The sequence below is a fragment of the Streptomyces sp. ITFR-16 genome (assembly GCF_031844705.1).
Classification (GTDB): Bacteria; Actinomycetota; Actinomycetes; order Streptomycetales; family Streptomycetaceae; genus Streptomyces.
In genome coordinates, this window is record NZ_CP134609.1 from 2,050,501 (window position 1) to 2,068,856 (window position 18,356).

Sequence of the window (18,356 nt, forward strand, 5' to 3'; positions counted from 1 at the left end):
GCAGCCGGGCCGCCTGCCCTTGCCCGGAGCACTTGACGTCCTACGGTCGGTTCATGGCTGGAAGCGGAGCAAGTCCCCTCGATCGTGCCGAGCAGTTCATCTGGCTCACGGCCCGTGTCCTCGAACAACGGCGGTTCGCCCATCACTTCTTACAAGGGAGTGCCGATGCCGTGGAGACGGCGCTCGCCGCCTATCGCAACGAGGACGGCGGGTACGGCCACGCGCTCGAACCCGATCTGCGCGGCCCCGTCAGTCAGCCCCTGCACACGGCGCACGCGCTGAACGTCCTCGACTCCATCGGCCGCTGCGGCGGTCTGCGGGTGGAGCGGATCTGCCGCTTCCTGACCGACGTGTCCACCAAGGAGGGTGCGCTGCCCGCGCTCCTTCCCTCGCAGCGCGGCTATCCGGCGGCGCCCTTCATCCCGATCGTCGACGACCCGCCGGCCGAGCTGCTGGCCACCGGCCCCGTCGTCGGACTGCTGCACCGCAACGCGGTGTGGCACGCCTGGCTCTTCCGGGCCACCGACTTCTGCTGGGCGGCCGTCGACGCCCTGGAGGTGTCGCATCCGTACGAGATCGAGGCCGCCGTCGCCTTCCTGGACGGCGCGCCGGACCGGCCGCGGGCCGAGGCCGCCGCCGACCGGCTGGGCCGGCTGGTGCGCGACCAGCGTCTCGCCGTGCTGGACCCGGACCGGCGTGCGGAGTATCCGGTGGCCGCCGGGTACGCGCCGGGCGAGCAGCACTTCCCGTACGACTACGCCCGCACCCCCGCCTCGCTCGCCCGCCGGTGGTTCACCGACGCCGAGATGGAGCGGTCGCTCGACCACCTGGCGGCCGGGCAGGAGGCGGACGGCGGCTGGCCGGTGACCTGGCGGCAGTGGGCCCCGGGGACGGCCCTGGAGGGACGCCCCCTGGTGACGCTCCGAGCCCTGGAGACCTTGCGGGCCCACGGGCGCCGCCTGGACTGACACCCGATGGCGCTGACGAGCGTGCTCCTGCCGGTGCCGCAGCCGGCCCGCGCGGTCGGACCCGGCGGTCCCGCTGTCCAGGGGGCCGCGTCCGGGGGAAGGCGTTCAAGGGGCCGCGTGCACAGGGCCGCGTGTAAGGGGCTCGGCACCTGGACCGAGCCCCTTACGCGCGGCGCGTCAGGAGGTCAGCCCAGTGCGCGCACTCCGGCGGTGACCACGACGGCCACGCCGACGACCACGAGGAAGGGCGCGCGCAGGACCAGGGCGAGCGCGGCGGCGGCGAGACCCGCGCCCCTGGCGTCGAGCACCAGGTGCTGCCCGTCGCCGAAGGTCTGCTGCGCGGTCAGGGCGGCCAGAAGGGCCACGGGCAGCAGTGCGGCGAGCCGCTGGACGAGAGGGCGTTCCAGGGCGCCGGCCGGCACCAGGAGCCCGAGGAGCTTGGCGAGATAGCAGCCGACGGCGGTCAGCGCGATGGCGATCCAGACGTTCATCGGGCGTCCTTGGTTGTGCTCGTGTCCGCGTCCTTCGTGTCCCCCGTGTCCGCCTGGGAAGCGCCGTCCTTGCCGCGCCCCCTCAGATACAGGACGAAGGGCGCCGCGAGGGCGGACAGCAGGACGGGCACCCCTGCGGGCAGCACCGGCAGGAGGCCGAGTGCCAGCAGGACGGCGAGTGCGGCGGTGATCCGCTCGGTCGTGCTCTTCAGCATGGGCGCGAGCAGCGCGAGGAAGACGGCGGGACCCGCCGCGTCGAGCCCCCAGGCATCGGTGTCGCCGAGTGCCTCCGCCCCCAGGGCGCCGATCAGCGTGGTCAGGTTCCACAGCACATAGAGCGTGAGCCCGGTGACGGTGAAGCCGATCCGTGCGGCCCGCCGGGTGGGCTGGGGCAGGGTCACGGCGGTCGTCTCGTCGATGACCCACTGCGCGGCGAGGGGGCGCAGGGCGCGCGGCAGGGCGAGCAGCTGCGACAGCCGCAGGCCGTAGAAGGAGTTGCGTACGCCGAGGAAGAAGGCGCCGGCGGCCGCGGTGTACGGATTGCCGCCCGCCGCCAGGGCGCCCACCAGGGCGAACTGGGAGGCGCCGGTGAAGACGAGGAGGCTGAGCGCACAGGTCTGCAGGAGGCTCAGCCCGGAGCCGGCCGAGGTGACGCCGAAGGCGAAGCCGGAGAGGCCGACGGCTATGCCGACGCCGAGCGCGTCCCGGACGACGGCCGCATCGGGCTTGTCGACGGCGGTGGCCCCGCCGGGACCGGCCGGTCCGCCGGCTCTCTGAAGAGGTGTGGTCTGTTCTGGCACGCCCGGCACGCTACCCGGGCGGTCGGGGACCGGTCTTGTACGTTCTTGCACGTTCGCGCTGGTAGGCGCCGGGCGGCACCCCCACGATCCGGGTGAAGTGGCGGTTGAGATGCGGCTGGTCGGTGAAGCCGACCTCTGCGGCCGCGCGGGCCGGTGCCGTGCCCGCGTCGAGCATCCGCCGCGCCCGCCGGACCCGGGCGTCGGTGAGCCAGGTGTGCGGCGGCATGCCGTACTGCTTCTTGAACGCGCGCAGCAGGGCGAACGGGCTCGTGCCGAGTTCGGCGGCCAGGGCCTCCAGGGTGGGCGGCCGGGCCATCCTGCTCTCCAGGACGGCCCGGGCCCGCGCCGCGTCGCGCGCTCCGGCCGCCCGGGGCGCGGGGGCGGGCAGGGCGCTGCCGTGCCGGGTGAGCAGCCGCGTGACCAGGACGCGCAGCACGCTGTCCGCCGCCAGCGCGTTGCCCTCCTCCGCCGCCCGGTGGACCTCGCCGATGAGCCGGGCGGCGTACGGATCGGTCACGCCGGCCTCCGTGAAGGAGACGGTGCCGCGCAGATCGGTCATGTCGGCCGCGATGTCGTTGATGACCTGGGCGGACGGGTAGAGCGTGGCGTACACCCAGCCCTCGGGCACACCGGCCCTGGCGGTGTGCGGCACCTCGGGATTGATCATGACGACGGAGCCGGGGCCGGCGTGGACGGTGCCGCCGGGCAGGGCGACATCCTCGATGCCCTGGGTGACGGCGCCGAAGACATAGCCCTCGTGGCTGTGGCGCGGGAAGGTGTGGCGGATGTAGCGGGCCCGCAGCAGGTCGAGGTCGGGCAGCTCGGCGTACTGCCAGTGCCGCGCCCATTCCGCCGGTCCCGATGCTCCTGCCATGACCGAATTCTCGCAGCTCGCGGCGGCCGGGGCCGCCGGCGGTCCGGCGGTTGCCGAAGCCGTTGTCAGTGCCGGGGTGCACGATGGGGAACATGACCGGCTCCGCACTCGATGCGTTCTCCCCCGCGACCCGCAGCTGGTTCACGGGGGCCTTCAGCGCGCCCACGGCCGCGCAGGAGGGTGCCTGGCGGGCGATCAATGAGGGGTCGGACGTCCTGGTCGTCGCGCCGACCGGATCGGGCAAGACCCTGGCCGCCTTTCTCGCCGCGCTGGACCGGCTGGCCGCCGTGCCGCCGCCGGCCGAGGCGAAGAAGCGCTGCCGCGTGCTGTACGTGTCCCCGCTGAAGGCGCTCGCGGTCGACGTGGAGCGCAACCTGCGCTCACCGCTGACCGGAATCCGCCAGGAGTCGGTGCGCCTGGGGCTGCCGGAGCCCGAGGTGCGGGTGGGCATCCGCTCGGGCGACACCCCGGCCGCCGAGCGCCGCTCGATGGCGACCCGGCCGCCGGACATCCTGATCACGACCCCCGAGTCCCTCTTCCTGATGCTGACGTCCTCGGCCCGGGAGGCGCTGGCGGGGATCGAGACGGTGATCCTGGACGAGGTGCACGCGGTCGCGGGCACCAAGCGGGGCGCCCATCTCGCGCTGTCCCTGGAGCGTCTCGACGAGCTGCTGCCCCGTCCGGCCCGCCGGATCGGCCTGTCGGCGACGGTCCGTCCGGTCGACGAGGTGGCGCGCTTCCTTTCCCCCCGGCGGAAGGTGGAGACCGTCCAGCCGCCGTCCACCAAGCGGTTCGACCTGTCGGTGGTCGTGCCCGTCGAGGACCTGGGCGAGCTCGGCGGCTCCCCGGCCACCGACGACTCCTCGGGCCAGGCCGAGAAGCCCTCGATCTGGCCGCATGTGGAGGAGCGGATCGCCGACCTCGTGCAGTCGCACCGCTCCACCATCGTCTTCGCCAACTCCCGGCGCCTCGCCGAACGCCTCTGCAACAGGCTCAACGAGATCGCGTACGAGCGGGCCACCGGCGAGACCATGCCCGAGGCCCACTCCCCCGCCGAGATCATGGCGGAGTCGGGGGCGGCCAAGGGCGCCCCCGCACTGCTCGCCCGGGCGCACCACGGATCGGTCTCCAAGGAGCAGCGCGCCCAGGTCGAGGAGGACCTCAAGGCGGGCCGGCTGCCCGCGGTCGTCGCCACTTCCAGCCTGGAGCTGGGCATCGACATGGGTGCGGTGGACCTGGTGATCCAGGTCGAGTCGCCGCCCTCGGTCGCCTCCGGGCTGCAACGGGTGGGCCGCGCCGGCCACCAGGTGGGCGCGGTGTCCACCGGCGTCGTCTTCCCGAAGTACCGCGGCGACCTCGTCCAGGCCGCCGTGGTCACCGAGCGGATGCGCACCGGCTCCATCGAGGCGCTGCGCATCCCGTCCAATCCGCTGGACGTGCTGGCGCAGCAGCTGGTCGCGATGGTCGCCCTGGACAGCTGGCAGGTGGACGACTTGCTGGCGGTGACCCGCCGCGCCGCCCCCTTCGCCTCGCTCCCCGAGTCGGCGTTCACCGCCGTCCTCGACATGCTCGCCGGCCGCTATCCGTCCGACGCCTTCGCGGAGCTGCGCCCGCGCGTGGTCTGGGACCGCGTCGCCGGTACGGTCACGGGCCGCCCCGGCGCCCAGCGGCTGGCGGTCACCTCCGGCGGCACCATCCCCGACCGAGGGCTCTTCGGGGTCTTCCTCGCCGGTGCCGACCCCAAGAAGGGCGGCGGCCGGGTCGGTGAGCTGGACGAGGAGATGGTCTACGAGTCCCGCGTCGGAGATGTCTTCACCCTGGGCACCACGTCCTGGCGGATCGAGGACATCACCCGTGACCGGGTGCTGGTCTCGCCCGCGCCCGGCGTCCCCGGGCGGCTGCCGTTCTGGAAGGGCGACCAGCTGGGCCGCCCGCTGGAGCTGGGCCGCGCGCTCGGTGCCTTCCTGCGCGAGCTGGGCGGGCTGTCCCCGCAGGACGCGCGGGAGCGGCTGCTGGCCGCGGGGCTGGACACCTGGGCCGTGGACAACGTCCTGGCGTACATCGACGAACAGCGCCGGGCCTGCGGCCATGTGCCGGACGACCGGACCATCCTCGTCGAGCGGTTCCGGGACGAGCTGGGCGACTGGCGCGTCGTCGTGCACTCCCCGTTCGGCGCCCAGGTGCACGCCCCCTGGGCGCTCGCGCTCAGCGCCCGGCTCGCCGAGCGGTACGGCATGGACGCCCAGGTCATGCACGCCGACGACGGCATCGTGCTGAGGCTGCCGGACGCGGACATGATGGGCCTGGACCTCCTCGACTTCGATCCCGCCCAGGACCCGCACGATTCCGGCGGGGCGCCGCTGCCCGCGGCCAACGCCGCGCTGGACAGCGACCAGCCGCCGGTCGGCGCCGCCGATGTCGCCTTCGACAAGGGGGAGATCGGGCAGATCGTCACGGACCAGGTCGGCGGCTCCGCCCTGTTCGCCTCCCGGTTCCGCGAGTGCGCGGCGCGGGCGCTGCTGCTGCCCCGCCGCAGCCCCGGAAAGCGCACACCCCTGTGGCAGCAGCGTCAGCGGGCCGCCCAGCTCCTTCAGGTCGCCTCCGAGTTCGGCTCCTTCCCCATCGTTCTCGAAGCGGTCCGCGAATGCCTCCAGGACGTCTTCGACGTCCCCGGGCTCACGGAAGTGATGGGCGATCTGGAGGCGCGCCGCATCCGGCTCGTCGAGGTCACCACCCCGGAGCCCTCCCCGTTCGCCCGCTCGCTCCTCTTCGGCTACGTCGCCCAGTTCCTGTACGAGGGCGACTCGCCGCTCGCCGAGCGGCGGGCCGCCGCGCTCTCCCTGGACTCCCGTCTCCTGGCCGAACTGCTGGGCCGGGCCGAGCTGCGCGAACTGCTGGACGCCGATGTCCTCACGGAGCTGGAGCAGGAGCTCCAGTGGCTGGCCGAGGACCGCCGGATCAAGGACATCGAGGGCGTGGCCGACCTGCTGCGCGTCCTCGGCCCGCTGACCGACGAGGAGCTGGCCGCGCGCGGAGCCGAGGAGCCCTGGGCGCGGGAGCTGGCGTCGGCCCGCCGCGCCATCAGGGTCCGGATCGCCGGCGCCGACCACTGGGCGGCGATCGAGGACGCGGGCCGGCTGCGCGACGCGCTGGGCACGGCTCTCCCGGTCGGCGTCCCCGAGGCGTTCACCGAACCGGTGAAGGACCCCCTGGGCGACCTCCTCGCCCGCTACGCCCGTACGCACGGCCCGTTCACCTCGACCGCGGCGGCCGCCCGGTTCGGCCTCGGTACCGCCGTCACGGACGGTGCGCTGCAACGGCTCGCGGCCTCCGGCCGGATCGTCCAGGGCGAGTTCCATCCGGCGGGCATCGGCCAGGAGTGGTGCGATGCCACAGTGCTGCGGCGGCTGCGACGGCGTTCGCTCGCCGCGCTGCGCCACGAGCTGGAGCCGGTCCCGCCCGCCGCCCTGGCCGGATTCCTGCCCCAGTGGCAGCACCTGGGCAGCAACAGCCTGCGCGGAATCGACGGACTGGCCCGGGCCGTCGAGCAGCTGCAGGGCGCGCCCGTGCCCGCGTCCGCCCTGGAGAAGCTGATCCTCCCGGCCCGGGTCACGGGCTACACCCCCGCGCTCCTCGATGAACTGACCACCACCGGCGAGGTCGTGTGGGCCGGCGCGGGCGCTCTCCCCGGCAAGGACGGCTGGATCTCCCTCTACCTGGCCGACAGCGCACCCCTGCTCCTGCCACCCCCGCGCCCGTTCGAACTCAGCGCGTTGCACGAGTCGGTGCTCACCACGCTCTCCGGCGGCTACGGACTGTTCTTCCGTCAGATCGCCGACCAGGTCCGCGCCACCACCCACCCCGACTGCACCGATCCGCAGCTGGCGGACGCGCTGTGGGACCTCGCCTGGTCGGGCCGGCTCACCAACGACACGCTCGCACCGCTGCGTTCGCTCCTCGGCTCCGGCCGCACGGCCGGGGCGACCGCGCACCGCGCCAGACGCAGCGTCCCGCGCGGCCGGTACGGCACGCTGACCGCTGCGGCCCGCCCCGTCTCACGGACCGGCCCGCCCACGGTCTCGGGCCGCTGGTCCCTGCTGCCGGCCCTGGAACCCGACCCCACCCACCGGGCCCATGCCCTGGCCCGCACCCTGCTGGACCGGCACGGAGTGGTGACCCGCGGCGCGGTCCAGGCGGAGGGCGTCGAGGGCGGCTTCTCCGCCGCTTACCGGGTGCTGTCCGCCTTCGAGGACAACGGACAGGCCAGGCGCGGCTATGTCGTGGAGGGACTGGGCGCGGCGCAGTTCGCCATGGACGGCGCGGTCGACCGGCTCCGCGCGGCGTCCACCGCCCGCGACCGTACGGAACCCGGCGCGGACCCCCGCGCCCTGGTCCTCGCGGCCGCCGACCCGGCCAACGCGTACGGCGCGGCCCTCCCCTGGCCGGAACCGCCGGCGGGCGCGGGACACAAGCCGGGCCGCAAGGCGGGCGCGCTCGTGGTCCTGGTCGACGGCGAGCTGACGCTGTACATGGAGCGCGGCGGCAAGACGCTGCTGGCCTGGCCGACCGACCCGGACGATCCGGCGCTCCTCGCGGCGGCCGGTGCCCTGGCCGCCGCCGCCCGCGCCGGAGCCCTCGGCACGGTGACCGTCGAGCGGACCAACGGCGCCTCGTCCCTGACCTCCCCCCTGGGCCGCACCCTGGAGTCGGCCGGCTTCCTCGCCACCCCGAGAGGCCTGCGCCTGCGCGCCTGACCCCGGTCCGCGCATCATGGAGACATGCCCGAAGGAGACACCGTCCTGCAGACCGCCGAGCGTCTGCACCACGCGCTCGCCGGCCGGGTCCTCACCAGGTCCGACCTGCGCGTCCCCCGGTTCGCCACGGCCGACCTCACGGGCCGGACCGTTCTCGACGTCTCCGCCCGGGGCAAGCACCTGCTGACCCGCATCGAGGGCGGACTCACCCTGCACAGCCATCTCCGGATGGACGGGGCCTGGCGCATCTACGCCCCGGGCGAACGCTGGCGCGGCGGCCCCGGCCACCAGATCCGGGCCGTCCTGGGCAACGCCGCGCACACCGCCGTCGGCTACCGCCTTCCGGTCCTCGAACTCCTGCGCACCCGGGACGAGGGGAACGCCGTCGGCCATCTCGGCCCGGACCTGCTGGGCCCGGACTGGGACCCGGACACGGCGCTGCGCAACCTCCTCGCCGACCCCGCCCGCCCCCTCGGCGAAGCCCTCCTGGACCAGCGCAACCTGGCCGGCATCGGGAACATCTACAAGGCCGAACTCTGCTTCCTGGCCCGAGCCACCCCCTGGCTCCCCATCGGCGACCTGCCCGCGCGCACGGCCACCCTCCTGGTCAGTACGGCCAGACAACTCCTGGAGGCCAACCGCGACCGCCCGGTCCGCACCACCACGGCCGCCGCCCGCCCCCGCACCGCCACGGGCCGGGCCCCCCGCCCCGCCCGCCCGAGCGAGAACCTCTGGGTCTACGGCCGCACCCACCGCCCCTGCCTGCGCTGCGGAACCCCGATCCGCGAGGCCGAACAGGACAACCGCCCCGCCTACTGGTGCCCACGCTGCCAGACCGGCCCGACGCCCTAGGTCCGAACGCCGAACCAGCATTCCGCGCATCACAGTTGACGCCCCGTCAGATCCAGCCGTACCGTCCAGTCATGCCCATCGCCGCGTACGACCTCACCGGACGTTCCGCGTTCGTCACCGGCGCCGCCGGCGGGATCGGCCGGTCCTGTGCCGTACTGCTGGCCGAGGCGGGTGCCGTCGTGCATGGTGCGGATCTCGACGAGAAGGGGCTTCTGGAGACCCGGGAGCTGATCACCGGGGCGGGTGGCGAAGCCCACACGTATCCGCTGGATGTCACCGACCGCGACCAGGTCCGGGCCGCCGTCGCGGCCGCCGGGGAGCTGGACATCCTGGCCGCCGTCGCCGGGATCATGCACACGAGCAGCGTCCTGGAGACGGCCGACGAGGATCTCGACCGCGTGCTCTCGGTCAATTTCAAAGGGGTCCTGTACGCGTGCCAGGAAGTGGCCCGCACGATGGTCGCCCGCTCCGCCCCGGGCTCGCTGGTCACCATGGCCTCGGGCGCGGTCGACTCCGCGAGCCCCGGGCTGCTCTGCTACGGCGCCGCCAAGGCAGCCGTGGTGCAGCTGACCAAGACGCTGGCGACCGAGCTGGGACCGCACGCCATTCGGGTCAACGCCGTCGCCCCCGGCTGGATCCGCACACCCATGACCGCCCGCCACGACGCGGAGCAGCAGCACCGGGCCGAGGCCACGATGGTCCGGATCTCGCCGCTGGGAAGGGTCGGGGAGCCCGAGGACGTGGCGCACACCGTGCTGCATCTGGCGTCCGACGCCTCGGCCTTCATGACCGGTCAGATCCTCCGCCCGAACGGCGGCGTCGCCATGCCCTGGTAGCGCGCCACGCGCCGGTGAGACGCTCCGTCGCGGCGGCGGGCCACGGCCCGCCGGCAGTCCGCCAGGACCTGCCGGACTCCCGCAGCCACGCCGCCCCGCGCCGGGCCAGCGCCGCGCCCGTGTCGAAGATGCCCGTGGGCCGGGCGGTCGCGGCCACATGGACCGGCAGGAGGCTCAGCCCCCAGCCACCCGCCGCCACCGCTCCCTCGACCACTCCGGCGTGCGCCGGCTCCAGGACCAGCCGCAGCACGGCCCACCACCACACACCGCCGAGAACGAGCGCCGGCACCCATCGCCGTACCATGGCTGCCTCCTCCGGCCGAACCTACTGCGGCCCGATCACCCGACGGGAGAGCGCACCGGTGCACTACCGGCGCGCACGGCGCAGTCGCGCACCTTCACGCTCGCGCCGGCGGAGCCGGGCAGGGGTTCAGAAGGGAGCCCCCACCGTCTCCGGTGGGGGCTCGCCGTTTCCGTTCAGCTCTTGTCGTCGTCCGTGAGGGAGTCCTTGACGCCCTCGGCACGCTCCTTGGCGCCGCCTGCGGCGTCCTTGGCCTTGCCCTTCGCCTGGTCCGTCTTGCCTTCGGCCTCCATGCGCCGGTTGCCGGCGATCTTGCCCATCGCTTCCTTCGCCTTACCGGTGATCTTGTCCTTCGCGCCTTCGTCAGTCATGGGGACTCCTCTGTCGCAGAGAGAAACCGGTGTGTGCCCGGGTCCGGGCACTCCGGGGAAAGGGGGTTGAGGGAGTGACGGGGATGAGGCTCAGGCGCTCTCGGCCTGGAACATCCACGCGTGCTTCTCGAGATCCGCGGTCAGCGCGATCAGGATGTCCTGGCTGACCGGGTCGGGATCGCCGGTCACCTCGATCCGCTCACGCATCCGCCCGATCACCACGCCGAGGGCGTCGACCAGGGTCCGTACCGCGTCCACGTCCTTGATCCAGCCCTCGGGCACGGAGTCGATGGCCGTGGCCCGGGCGATCGTCGCCGACCGGCCGTCCGGGTTGACACCCAGCGCGGAGGCCCGTTCGGCGACCGTGTCGGAGTGCTGGCGGGCGGTGTCGACGACCTCGTCGAGCTGAAGGTGCACGGACCTGAAGCGCGGCCCCACCACGTTCCAGTGGACCTGCTTGGCCACCAGGGAGAGGTCGACGAGGTCCACCAGAGCGCCCTGGAGGGCACCACCCACGGACTTGAGGTCGGTCTCGGACAGCGGGCTCTTCACCACAGACATGCACGTCTCCGATCTTGGATCCGTTCCGTTCAGCACCACCACGATGGCACAAACGAAGCAAAACAGTCATTCGAGGAAGTTTCAGTGCGAGCTTGCACGAGATGGCTTCCCGGTCTCATCCATCCGCCTTCCCCCCAAAGCTCCCCTGACACCCGGAAGCCCCGGTGACACACAGAAGCCCCGGTCCGCCCCCTGAGGGGAGGACCGGGGCTTCCGGCTTCACAACGAACCGAACGGATCAGGCGGCGACGACATCCACCGCTTCCGCAGGCGCCTTGATGGTCACCCGCCCCGTCGGTACACCCGCCACCGACGAAACGGAGACGGAATTGAGCATGGGGCGCACCGGTACAGGGACCGGATCGCTGGCTGCCGCCGACTCGGCCAGTTCGGCCAGGGACAGCTCATCGCTCACTTCACGCATGAGCTCGGACATCCGTACGTCAAGCGCGTCGCAAATGGCGGAGAGCAGTTCGGAGGATGCCTCCTTCTGCCCCCGCTCCACCTCGGAGAGATAGCCGAGCGAAACTCGGGCGGACGAGGAGACTTCGCGCAGAGTACGGCCTTGGCGCTGGCGCTGCCGACGCAGCACGTCACCAAGCAGGCGACGGAGCAGAATCATCGGTGGCTCCCTCCTCGGACCGCGTAGCCGCATCCTTCACGCCCCACCGTACCGCCTCGCGCCGCGGCCGTGCGGGGAGCGATGTCGTGTTCACTCAGGGCTGCAAACATCAATTCCCCCCGTTCTGTTCCGTATCCTGTGCGCCCTCATTCTCACCGAGTTCGCCTGAGAGAAGGTCGAGCGCGCTTCGTACGCTCTCTTTACGGATGTCCGCACGGTCGCCGTTCAACCGCAGCGCCGCCACTTTCCCGGCACCCTGCGGCCCGCTGACCGCGACGAAGACCGTTCCGACCGGCCGGCCGTCCTGCGGCTCGGGGCCCGCGACGCCCGTGGTCGCGACGCCCCAGTCCGCGCCGAGCGCCCGGCGCACGCCTGCCGCCATCTGGCGGGCGACCTCGGCGTCCACCGCGCCCTTCGCCGCCAGAAGAGCCGCGTCCACGCCCAGGACTTCACTCTTGAGTGGGGTCGCATAGGCGGTCACGGAGCCCCGGAAGGCCTGCGAGGCACCCGGGACGGAGGTCAGTTCTGCCGCGACCAGGCCGCCGGTCAGCGACTCGGCGACGGCGAGGGTCTCCCCGCGTTCGACGAGCCGCCGCAGCACCCGGGCCGCGGCCGTCACCGCTCCGCCTCCGCCGCACCACGGGCCCCGGAGGCCCCGGTGACCCGTTCCGCACCCCGGACATCGCCGACGGTCCGCGCGGCGGGCTCGACGCCCTCGACGCCCTCGGCGCTCCCCGCCGCCGGCTCGATGCCCTCGGCGCTCGCGGCGGCGGCCTCAGCGCCCTCGGCGGTCCCGGCCGGGACCGCGGCGCCCGAGACGCCTTCCAGGGCCGCCTCGGCGGTCTCAGCCGCCTCTGCGGCCTCCTGCACCGCGGCGGCCCGCTCCGCGGCGAGCCCCTGGCGCCGGAGCACGACAGCCTGGCGGACATAGTCCAGACCGGTGACGACCGTCAGCACGACCGCCACCGCCATGACCCAGAAGCGCAGCGTGGCCAGCGGACCGGTCAGCGCCAGGACGTACATCCCGACGGCCGTCCCCTGGGCCAGGGTCTTCATCTTGCCGCCGCGACTGGCCGGAATGACCCCGTGCCGGATCACCCAGAACCGCATCAGGGTGATGCCGAGTTCGCGGAAGAGGATCACTCCCGTGACCCACCAGGGCAGGTCTCCGAGGTACGACAGACAGATCAGGGCCGCGCCCATGATCGCCTTGTCGGCGATCGGGTCGGCGATCTTCCCGAAGTCGGTGACCAGGTTGTACGTCCGCGCCAGATGACCGTCGAACAGGTCGGTGATCATGGCGATGGCGAACGCGGCCCAGGCGACGGAACGCCAGGCCGGGTCGTAACCGCCGTTGTGCAGCAGCAGCACGACGAAGCCGGGGACGAGCACCAGCCGCGCCATGGTCAGGAGGTTGGCGATGTTCCACAGGCTGGCCTGATTGACGGCCGCAGCACCGAGCTTTCCGCCGCGGACCGGCGTCGCGCCGGAACCACCTGCCGCGGATGCCGGGACTCCGGTCATCTGGCTACCTCCACAAGCTCGGAACACTCGGCCACCAGGTCCACGCCTTCGGTACCCACGACCTTTGCCTCGACCATACGGCCCGGGACAAGTCCCTCGCGTGTGGTGAAGAGCACCTGGCCGTCCGTTTCCGGTGCCTGGTGGGCGGCGCGGCCGACGGCCCGCGACTCGTCGTCGGTGGCGTCGACCGACTCGACCAGCACCTGGAGGGACTCCCCGACGCGCTCCTCGGCCCGCTGCGAGGTCAGCTCCTCGGCCAGCTGCGAGATGTGCGCGAGCCGCTCGGCGATGACGTCGGCGTCCAGCTTGTTCTCGTAGCCGACCGCTTCGGTGCCCTCCTCGTCTGAGTAGCCGAAGACGCCGATGGCGTCGAGGCGGGCCCCGGAGAGGAACCGTTCCAGCTCCGCGAGGTCGTCCTCGGTCTCACCGGGGAAGCCCACGATGAAGTTGGAGCGGGCACCCGCCTGCGGTGCCTTGCTCCGGATGGTGTCCAGGAGCTCCAGGAAGCGGTCGGTGTCGCCGAAGCGGCGCATCGCCCGCAGCACGGCGGGGGCGGAGTGCTGGAAGGACAGGTCGAAGTAGGGCGCGACCTTGGGCGTCGAGGTGAGGACGTCGATCAGTCCGGGACGCATCTCGGCAGGCTGGAGGTAGCTGACCCGGATGCGCTCGATGCCCTCGACGTCCGCGAGCTCGGGCAGCAGCGTCTCCAGGAGGCGGATGTCGCCGAGGTCCTTGCCGTAGGAGGTGTTGTTCTCCGAGACGAGCATGACCTCCTTCACCCCCTGCTCGGCCAGCCAGCGGGTCTCGCCCAGGACGTCCGAGGGGCGGCGCGAGATGAAGGAGCCGCGGAAGGACGGGATGGCGCAGAAGGTGCAGCGGCGGTCGCAGCCGGAGGCGAGCTTGACGGAGGCGACGGGGCTGGTGCCCAGCCGGCGGCGCAGCGGCGCCCGCGGCCCGGAGACCGGCGCGACGCCCTCGGGGAGGTCGGCGGGGGCCGGTGCCACGTCCTGCGCGTGGCCGGGCAGGGCCACGGCGGTGTCCTGCCGCTCGGCGGGGCTGATCGGCAGCAGCTTGCGGCGGTCGCGCGGGGTGTGGGAGGCGTGGATGCCGCCGTTGAGGATGGTCTGGAGGCGGTCGGAGATGTCTGCGTAGTCGTCGAATCCGAGGACGCCGTCCGCTTCCGGCAGGGCCTCTGCGAGGTCCTTGCCGTAGCGCTCGGCCATGCAGCCGACGGCGACGACGGCCTGGGTACGGCCGTGGTCCTTCAGATCATTGGCTTCGAGCAGGGCATCGACGGAGTCCTTCTTGGCGGCCTCGACGAATCCACAGGTGTTGACCACGGCGACATCGGCATCGGAGGCATCCTGGACGAGCTCCCAGCCGTCCGCTGCCAAGCGGCCTGCGAGCTCCTCCGAGTCCACCTCGTTACGGGCGCAGCCAAGAGTGACAAGGGCGACGGTACGGCGTTCGGGCATGGGCTCAAGACTACTTTGTCCCGGCACTGGCCCCGCCGTGCAGGGTTGCCCCGTTACACGGAGTAACAGACGGCGGTGGGACGAAGACGGCGAGCGCCCGGCCGGTGGCCGGGCGCTCGCCGCGATGTGCGTGGTCCGAGGGGGCGGTCAGCCGACCTCGGGGTCGCCCTTGGTGTAGGAGAGCCGTTCGACCTGTCCGGGCTGGAACTGGTCCTCGACCTTCTTGCCGTTGACGAACAGCTCGATCGAGCCGGCGTTGCCGAGGACGAGGTCGACGCGCTCCTTGTCCTGGAAGGTCTTCGTCTCGCCCTGCTGGAGCGTCCCGTCGAAGAGGGAGCGCCCGTTGTGGTCCTTGGCGGAGATCCAGCTCTTGCCCTGACTGGCGCTGAGCCGGACCGTCACCTTGTCCTGGGGCGCCGCCGCGATGGCGCTGTCGGAGGGAGCCGGTTTGGGGTCGGCGGGCTTGCTGGCGGAGGGTTTCGGGGCGATCTTGTCGGACGTCGGGCCTTCGGCGACGCGCCCTGCGGTGGTGGGCTCGTCACCGCCCTTGAAGAAGGTGAAGCCGACGAACCCGACCACGGCGACGATGGCCGCGACCATGGCCGCGGTCCAGTTGGGCCGCCGGGGTTCGGAACGGATCCGCTCGGCCTCGAACAGCGGGGCCGCCGGGGTGGGCGCGGGACGGCCGCCGTGCTCGGCGTCGTACTGCGTGACCAGCGGTTCCGGATCGGTGCCTACGGCACGTGCCAGCGTTCGGATATGGCCGCGGGCGTACACGTCGCCGCCGCAGCGGGAGAAGTCGTCCTCCTCGATCGCGTGCACGATGGGGATGCGCACCCGGGTGGACGTGCTGACCTCTTCGACCGTGAGACCTGCGGCGATACGAGCCTGCTGAAGCACTCGACCGATCGAAGGCCGGTCGTCTTCGGGGGAGTTGCCGATGGACACGGGGGCGCCTTTCGAGCGTGAGCCACCTGCTGGGTGTTCAGTCTAGGGGGGGTACGAAAGGGAGGGGCAACCGGGAGGGACGGCTTTGTACGCCATCAGATTCGAACAGAGCCGGATTCGCCGGACCGCCCCGGGGAAGGACATCCTGCTGTCCCTCCCTTCAACTTGACGTACGGCCCGGCGAAACGGTTGCTCGCAAAACCCTTACGAACCGGTTTCCCCCCGGATCTGGGCCAACACCCCGTCGAGCTCGTCCGGTTTCACCATGACGTCGCGCGCCTTGGAGCCCTCGCTGGGTCCGACGATGTTCCGCGACTCCATCAGGTCCATCAGCCGGCCGGCCTTCGCGAAGCCCACCCGCAGCTTGCGCTGAAGCATCGACGTCGATCCGAACTGGGTGGAAACGACCAGCTCAGCGGCCTGGCAGAGCAGATCCAGGTCATCGCCGATGTCCTCGTCGATCTCCTTCTTCTGCTTCGTCCCGACCACCACGTCGTCGCGGAAGACGGGGGCCATCTGGTCCTTGCAGTGCTGGACCACGGCCGCGACCTCGTCCTCGGTGACGAAGGCGCCCTGCATCCGGGTGGGCTTGTTCGCCCCCATCGGCAGGAACAGCCCGTCACCCTTTCCGATGAGCTTCTCGGCCCCGGGCTGGTCGAGGATGACCCGGCTGTCGGCCAGCGACGAGGTCGCGAAGGCGAGCCGGGAGGGCACGTTCGCCTTGATCAGACCGGTGACGACGTCGACCGAGGGCCGCTGGGTGGCGAGCACCAGATGGATGCCGGCGGCGCGGGCCAGCTGGGTGATGCGGACGATCGAGTCCTCGACATCGCGCGGGGCGACCATCATCAGGTCGGCCAGCTCGTCGACGATCACCAGCAGATACGGGTACGGCGAGAGCTCCCGCTCACTGCCCTCGGGCGTCTTGAGCTTGCCGGTGCGCACGGCATGGTTGAAGTCGTCGATGTGCCGGTAGCCGAAGGCGGCCAGGTCGTCGTAGCGCAGGTCCATCTCGCGGACGACCCACTGCAGGGCCTCGGCGGCCTTCTTGGGGTTGGTGATGATCGGTGTGATCAGGTGCGGAATGCCCTCGTACGCGGTCAGCTCGACGCGCTTGGGGTCGACCAGCACCATCCGGACGTCCTCCGGGGTCGCCCGCACCATCACCGAGGTGATCAGGCAGTTGATGCAGGAGGACTTGCCGGAACCGGTCGCCCCCGCCACCAGGACGTGCGGCATCTTCGCCAGGTTGGCCATCTCGTAGCCGCCCTCGACGTTCTTGCCGAGCGCGACCAGCATCGGGTGGTCGTCCTCCGCCGCGTCCGCGAGCCGCAGCACGTCGCCGAGGTTGACCATCTCCCGGTCGGAGTTGGGGATCTCGATCCCGACCGCCGACTTGCCCGGGATCGGGGAGATGATCCGGACGTCGGGGCTGGCGACGGCGTACGCGATGTTCTTGGCCAGCGCCGTGATCCGCTCGACCTTCACGGCGGGCCCGAGCTCCACCTCGTACCGCGTGACCGTCGGCCCGCGGGTGAAGCCGGTGACGGCGGCGTCGACCTTGAACTCGGTGAAGACGTTGGTCAGCGAGGCGACGATCGCGTCGTTGGCGGCGCTGCGGGTCTTGCCAGGACCGCCGCGCTCCAGCAGGTCGAGCGAGGGCAGCGAGTAGGTGATGTCGCCGGAGAGCTGGAGCTGCTCGGCCCGGGCGGGCAGCGGCTGCGACTGCGCGCGCTCGGGCACCGGCTTGGTCAGATCGGGCACGCCTCCGGAGGGCTCGGCTGCCCTGTCCGGCTTCCCGGGCCGCTCCGCCTCCCGCGCCCCCGGCACGGGAGTGCCCGTGCGCTCGCGGTCCACCGAGATGCCCTGGGTGAGGTCGGCGACGACCGGCGAGGGCGGCATGCCGTTGAGCACGGCTCCGTCGAGCGCCGCGGCAGCGGCGGCGGCGACATCCACCGCGTCCATGGTGCGGTGCGTCGTCGGCTGCACGGAGGGGCGGCGCGGCTTGCGGCGCTTGGACAGCGCGTCGGCCTCCGCCCGGTCGGGGTCGTACTCCCCCGACGTCTCCGAGCGGCGCGCGGAGGGGCGGCGCGAGCGCTCGGGCAGGGCCTCGCGCCACTGCTCGTCGTACCGCTCGTCGTCGCTCTCGTCCTGCGCCTCGGGGTCGTACGCCGGCTCGATGATCCCGAGCTTGGTGCCGAGCAGCCGCAGCCGCTGCGGAATGGCGTTCACCGGGGTCGCGGTGACGACCAGCAGACCGAACACGGTGAGCAGCAGGAGCAGCGGTACGGCGAGCACCTCGCCCATGGTGAAGATAAGCGGCTTGGACGCGGCCCAGCCGATGAGCCCGCCCGCGTCCTGCATGGCCTCGGTGCCGTCCTCGCGTCCCGGCGAGCCGCAGGCGATGTGGACCTGGCCCAGCACCCCGATGACCAGGGCGGAGAGACCGATGACGATGCGCCCGTTGGCCTCGGGCTTCTCTGGATAGAGGATCAGCCGGACGGCGACGGCCCCGAGCAGTATCGGCACGAGGAGGTCGAGCCGGCCGAAGGCGCCGGTGACGAGCATCTCCACGAGGTCGCCGACCGGGCCGCGCAGGTTCGACCAGGTGCCCGCCGCGACGATCAGCGCGAGGCCGAGCAGCAGCAGCGCGACGCCGTCCTTGCGGTGCGCGGGGTCGAGTCCCTTGGCGCCGCGGCCTATGCCGCGGAACATCGCGCCGACGGCGTGGGCCGCGCCGAGCCAGACGGCACGCGTCAGCCGGTACACGCCGTTGGTGGGCGAGGGCGCCGGTTTGGGCGGGGCGGCCTTCTTGGCCGGTGGCCTCTTGGCGGGCGCCTTCTTCGCGGGCGCGCTCTTCTTCGCCGCGGTCTTCTTGGCGGGCGCGGCTTTCTTCGCCGGGCCCGGGCCACCGCCGACGCGCTTCGCGGTGCCCGCCGTGCCCTGGGAACCCTTGCCGGACGTACGTGAGGCCATGGC

The 18,356-nt window shown here is 72.5% G+C and carries 16 protein-coding genes; 4 read left to right on the forward strand and 12 right to left on the reverse strand.

Annotation, left to right across the window (positions count from 1 at the left end; all coding sequences use genetic code 11):
• The first annotated feature begins 53 nt into the window (after nucleotides 1-53).
• Complete coding sequence (locus RLT58_RS09040) at nucleotides 54-968, forward strand: hypothetical protein (RefSeq protein ID WP_311309890.1); 915 nt, start codon at nucleotides 54-56, stop codon at nucleotides 966-968.
• Nucleotides 969-1,153: 185 nt separating this feature from the next.
• Here the strand turns inward: RLT58_RS09040 and RLT58_RS09045 are convergent, their stop codons facing one another.
• From RLT58_RS09045 to RLT58_RS09055, 3 genes are read right to left on the reverse strand one after another with little or no spacing between them, the layout of a single operon-like run.
• The gene (locus tag RLT58_RS09045; RefSeq protein WP_311309891.1) at nucleotides 1,154-1,459 is read right to left on the reverse strand and encodes an AzlD domain-containing protein; all 306 of its coding nucleotides are present in this window, start codon (nucleotides 1,457-1,459) and stop codon (nucleotides 1,154-1,156) included.
• Nucleotides 1,456-2,259 carry an AzlC family ABC transporter permease gene (locus tag RLT58_RS09050; RefSeq protein WP_311309892.1) on the reverse strand — a complete coding sequence of 268 codons (804 nt, stop codon included), beginning with the start codon at nucleotides 2,257-2,259 and terminating at the stop codon, nucleotides 1,456-1,458. Before RLT58_RS09050 ends, RLT58_RS09045 begins: the two co-directional genes overlap by 4 nt.
• 10 nt (nucleotides 2,260-2,269) lie before the next feature.
• Complete coding sequence (locus RLT58_RS09055; protein ID WP_311309893.1) at nucleotides 2,270-3,133, reverse strand: AraC family transcriptional regulator; 864 nt, start codon at nucleotides 3,131-3,133, stop codon at nucleotides 2,270-2,272.
• A 92-nt stretch (nucleotides 3,134-3,225) separates the two neighbouring features.
• On the opposite strand from RLT58_RS09055, the gene RLT58_RS09060 reads away from it, so the two are divergent.
• The 3 genes from RLT58_RS09060 to RLT58_RS09070 all read left to right on the forward strand — a co-directional run bounded on the left by RLT58_RS09060 (nucleotide 3,226) and on the right by RLT58_RS09070 (nucleotide 9,575).
• Nucleotides 3,226-7,887, forward strand: a complete 4,662-nt coding sequence (locus RLT58_RS09060; RefSeq protein WP_311309894.1) for an Lhr family ATP-dependent helicase — start codon at nucleotides 3,226-3,228, stop codon at nucleotides 7,885-7,887.
• Nucleotides 7,888-7,911: 24 nt separating this feature from the next.
• Complete coding sequence (locus tag RLT58_RS09065) at nucleotides 7,912-8,739, forward strand: DNA-formamidopyrimidine glycosylase family protein (RefSeq protein WP_311309895.1); 828 nt, start codon at nucleotides 7,912-7,914, stop codon at nucleotides 8,737-8,739.
• 71 nt (nucleotides 8,740-8,810) lie between these two features.
• The gene (locus tag RLT58_RS09070) at nucleotides 8,811-9,575 is read left to right on the forward strand and encodes an SDR family NAD(P)-dependent oxidoreductase (RefSeq protein ID WP_311309896.1); all 765 of its coding nucleotides are present in this window, start codon (nucleotides 8,811-8,813) and stop codon (nucleotides 9,573-9,575) included.
• Here the strand turns inward: RLT58_RS09070 and RLT58_RS09075 are convergent.
• The 9 genes from RLT58_RS09075 to RLT58_RS09115 form a co-directional block, all read right to left on the reverse strand.
• Complete coding sequence (locus tag RLT58_RS09075; protein ID WP_311309897.1) at nucleotides 9,523-9,879, reverse strand: hypothetical protein; 357 nt, start codon at nucleotides 9,877-9,879, stop codon at nucleotides 9,523-9,525. The two genes, RLT58_RS09070 and RLT58_RS09075, sit on opposite strands and share 53 nt — an antisense overlap.
• Nucleotides 9,880-10,052: 173 nt before the next feature.
• Nucleotides 10,053-10,247, reverse strand: a complete 195-nt coding sequence (locus tag RLT58_RS09080; RefSeq protein WP_311309898.1) for a CsbD family protein — start codon at nucleotides 10,245-10,247, stop codon at nucleotides 10,053-10,055.
• Nucleotides 10,248-10,337: 90 nt separating this feature from the next.
• Nucleotides 10,338-10,808, reverse strand: coding sequence for a Dps family protein (locus RLT58_RS09085; protein ID WP_311309899.1), 471 nt, complete (start codon nucleotides 10,806-10,808; stop codon nucleotides 10,338-10,340).
• Between the two features lie 238 nt (nucleotides 10,809-11,046).
• Nucleotides 11,047-11,430, reverse strand: a complete 384-nt coding sequence (locus RLT58_RS09090; protein ID WP_069169097.1) for a helix-turn-helix domain-containing protein — start codon at nucleotides 11,428-11,430, stop codon at nucleotides 11,047-11,049.
• Nucleotides 11,431-11,539: 109 nt separating this feature from the next.
• Nucleotides 11,540-12,049: a CinA family protein gene (locus tag RLT58_RS09095; protein ID WP_311309900.1), complete on the reverse strand. Its 510-nt coding sequence runs from the start codon at nucleotides 12,047-12,049 to the stop codon at nucleotides 11,540-11,542.
• Nucleotides 12,046-12,954 (reverse strand): CDP-diacylglycerol--glycerol-3-phosphate 3-phosphatidyltransferase, encoded by a 909-nt coding sequence (pgsA, locus tag RLT58_RS09100; protein ID WP_311309901.1) that lies wholly within the window; start codon nucleotides 12,952-12,954, stop codon nucleotides 12,046-12,048. The genes RLT58_RS09095 and pgsA overlap by 4 nt, the downstream gene beginning before the upstream one ends.
• Complete coding sequence (gene rimO / locus RLT58_RS09105; RefSeq protein WP_311309902.1) at nucleotides 12,951-14,429, reverse strand: 30S ribosomal protein S12 methylthiotransferase RimO; 1,479 nt, start codon at nucleotides 14,427-14,429, stop codon at nucleotides 12,951-12,953. Before rimO ends, pgsA begins: the two co-directional genes overlap by 4 nt.
• Before the next feature lie 147 nt (nucleotides 14,430-14,576).
• Complete coding sequence (locus tag RLT58_RS09110) at nucleotides 14,577-15,377, reverse strand: helix-turn-helix domain-containing protein (protein WP_311309903.1); 801 nt, start codon at nucleotides 15,375-15,377, stop codon at nucleotides 14,577-14,579.
• Between the two features lie 204 nt (nucleotides 15,378-15,581).
• The gene (locus RLT58_RS09115) at nucleotides 15,582-18,353 is read right to left on the reverse strand and encodes a DNA translocase FtsK (RefSeq protein WP_311309904.1); all 2,772 of its coding nucleotides are present in this window, start codon (nucleotides 18,351-18,353) and stop codon (nucleotides 15,582-15,584) included.
• Nucleotides 18,354-18,356 lie beyond the last annotated feature (3 nt).

Coding starts and splice junctions, on each gene's coding strand:
- RLT58_RS09070 (WP_311309896.1), top strand. CDS start 8,811: ATGCCCATCGCCGCGTACGACCTCACCGGACGTTCCGCGTTCGTCACC.
- rimO (WP_311309902.1), bottom strand. CDS start 14,429: ATGCCCGAACGCCGTACCGTCGCCCTTGTCACTCTTGGCTGCGCCCGT.
- RLT58_RS09060 (WP_311309894.1), top strand. CDS start 3,226: ATGACCGGCTCCGCACTCGATGCGTTCTCCCCCGCGACCCGCAGCTGG.
- RLT58_RS09085 (WP_311309899.1), bottom strand. CDS start 10,808: ATGTCTGTGGTGAAGAGCCCGCTGTCCGAGACCGACCTCAAGTCCGTG.
- pgsA (WP_311309901.1), bottom strand. CDS start 12,954: ATGACCGGAGTCCCGGCATCCGCGGCAGGTGGTTCCGGCGCGACGCCG.
- RLT58_RS09115 (WP_311309904.1), bottom strand. CDS start 18,353: ATGGCCTCACGTACGTCCGGCAAGGGTTCCCAGGGCACGGCGGGCACC.
- RLT58_RS09080 (WP_311309898.1), bottom strand. CDS start 10,247: ATGACTGACGAAGGCGCGAAGGACAAGATCACCGGTAAGGCGAAGGAA.
- RLT58_RS09065 (WP_311309895.1), top strand. CDS start 7,912: ATGCCCGAAGGAGACACCGTCCTGCAGACCGCCGAGCGTCTGCACCAC.
- RLT58_RS09045 (WP_311309891.1), bottom strand. CDS start 1,459: ATGAACGTCTGGATCGCCATCGCGCTGACCGCCGTCGGCTGCTATCTC.
- RLT58_RS09055 (WP_311309893.1), bottom strand. CDS start 3,133: ATGGCAGGAGCATCGGGACCGGCGGAATGGGCGCGGCACTGGCAGTAC.
- RLT58_RS09090 (WP_069169097.1), bottom strand. CDS start 11,430: ATGATTCTGCTCCGTCGCCTGCTTGGTGACGTGCTGCGTCGGCAGCGC.
- RLT58_RS09040 (WP_311309890.1), top strand. CDS start 54: ATGGCTGGAAGCGGAGCAAGTCCCCTCGATCGTGCCGAGCAGTTCATC.
- RLT58_RS09075 (WP_311309897.1), bottom strand. CDS start 9,879: ATGGTACGGCGATGGGTGCCGGCGCTCGTTCTCGGCGGTGTGTGGTGG.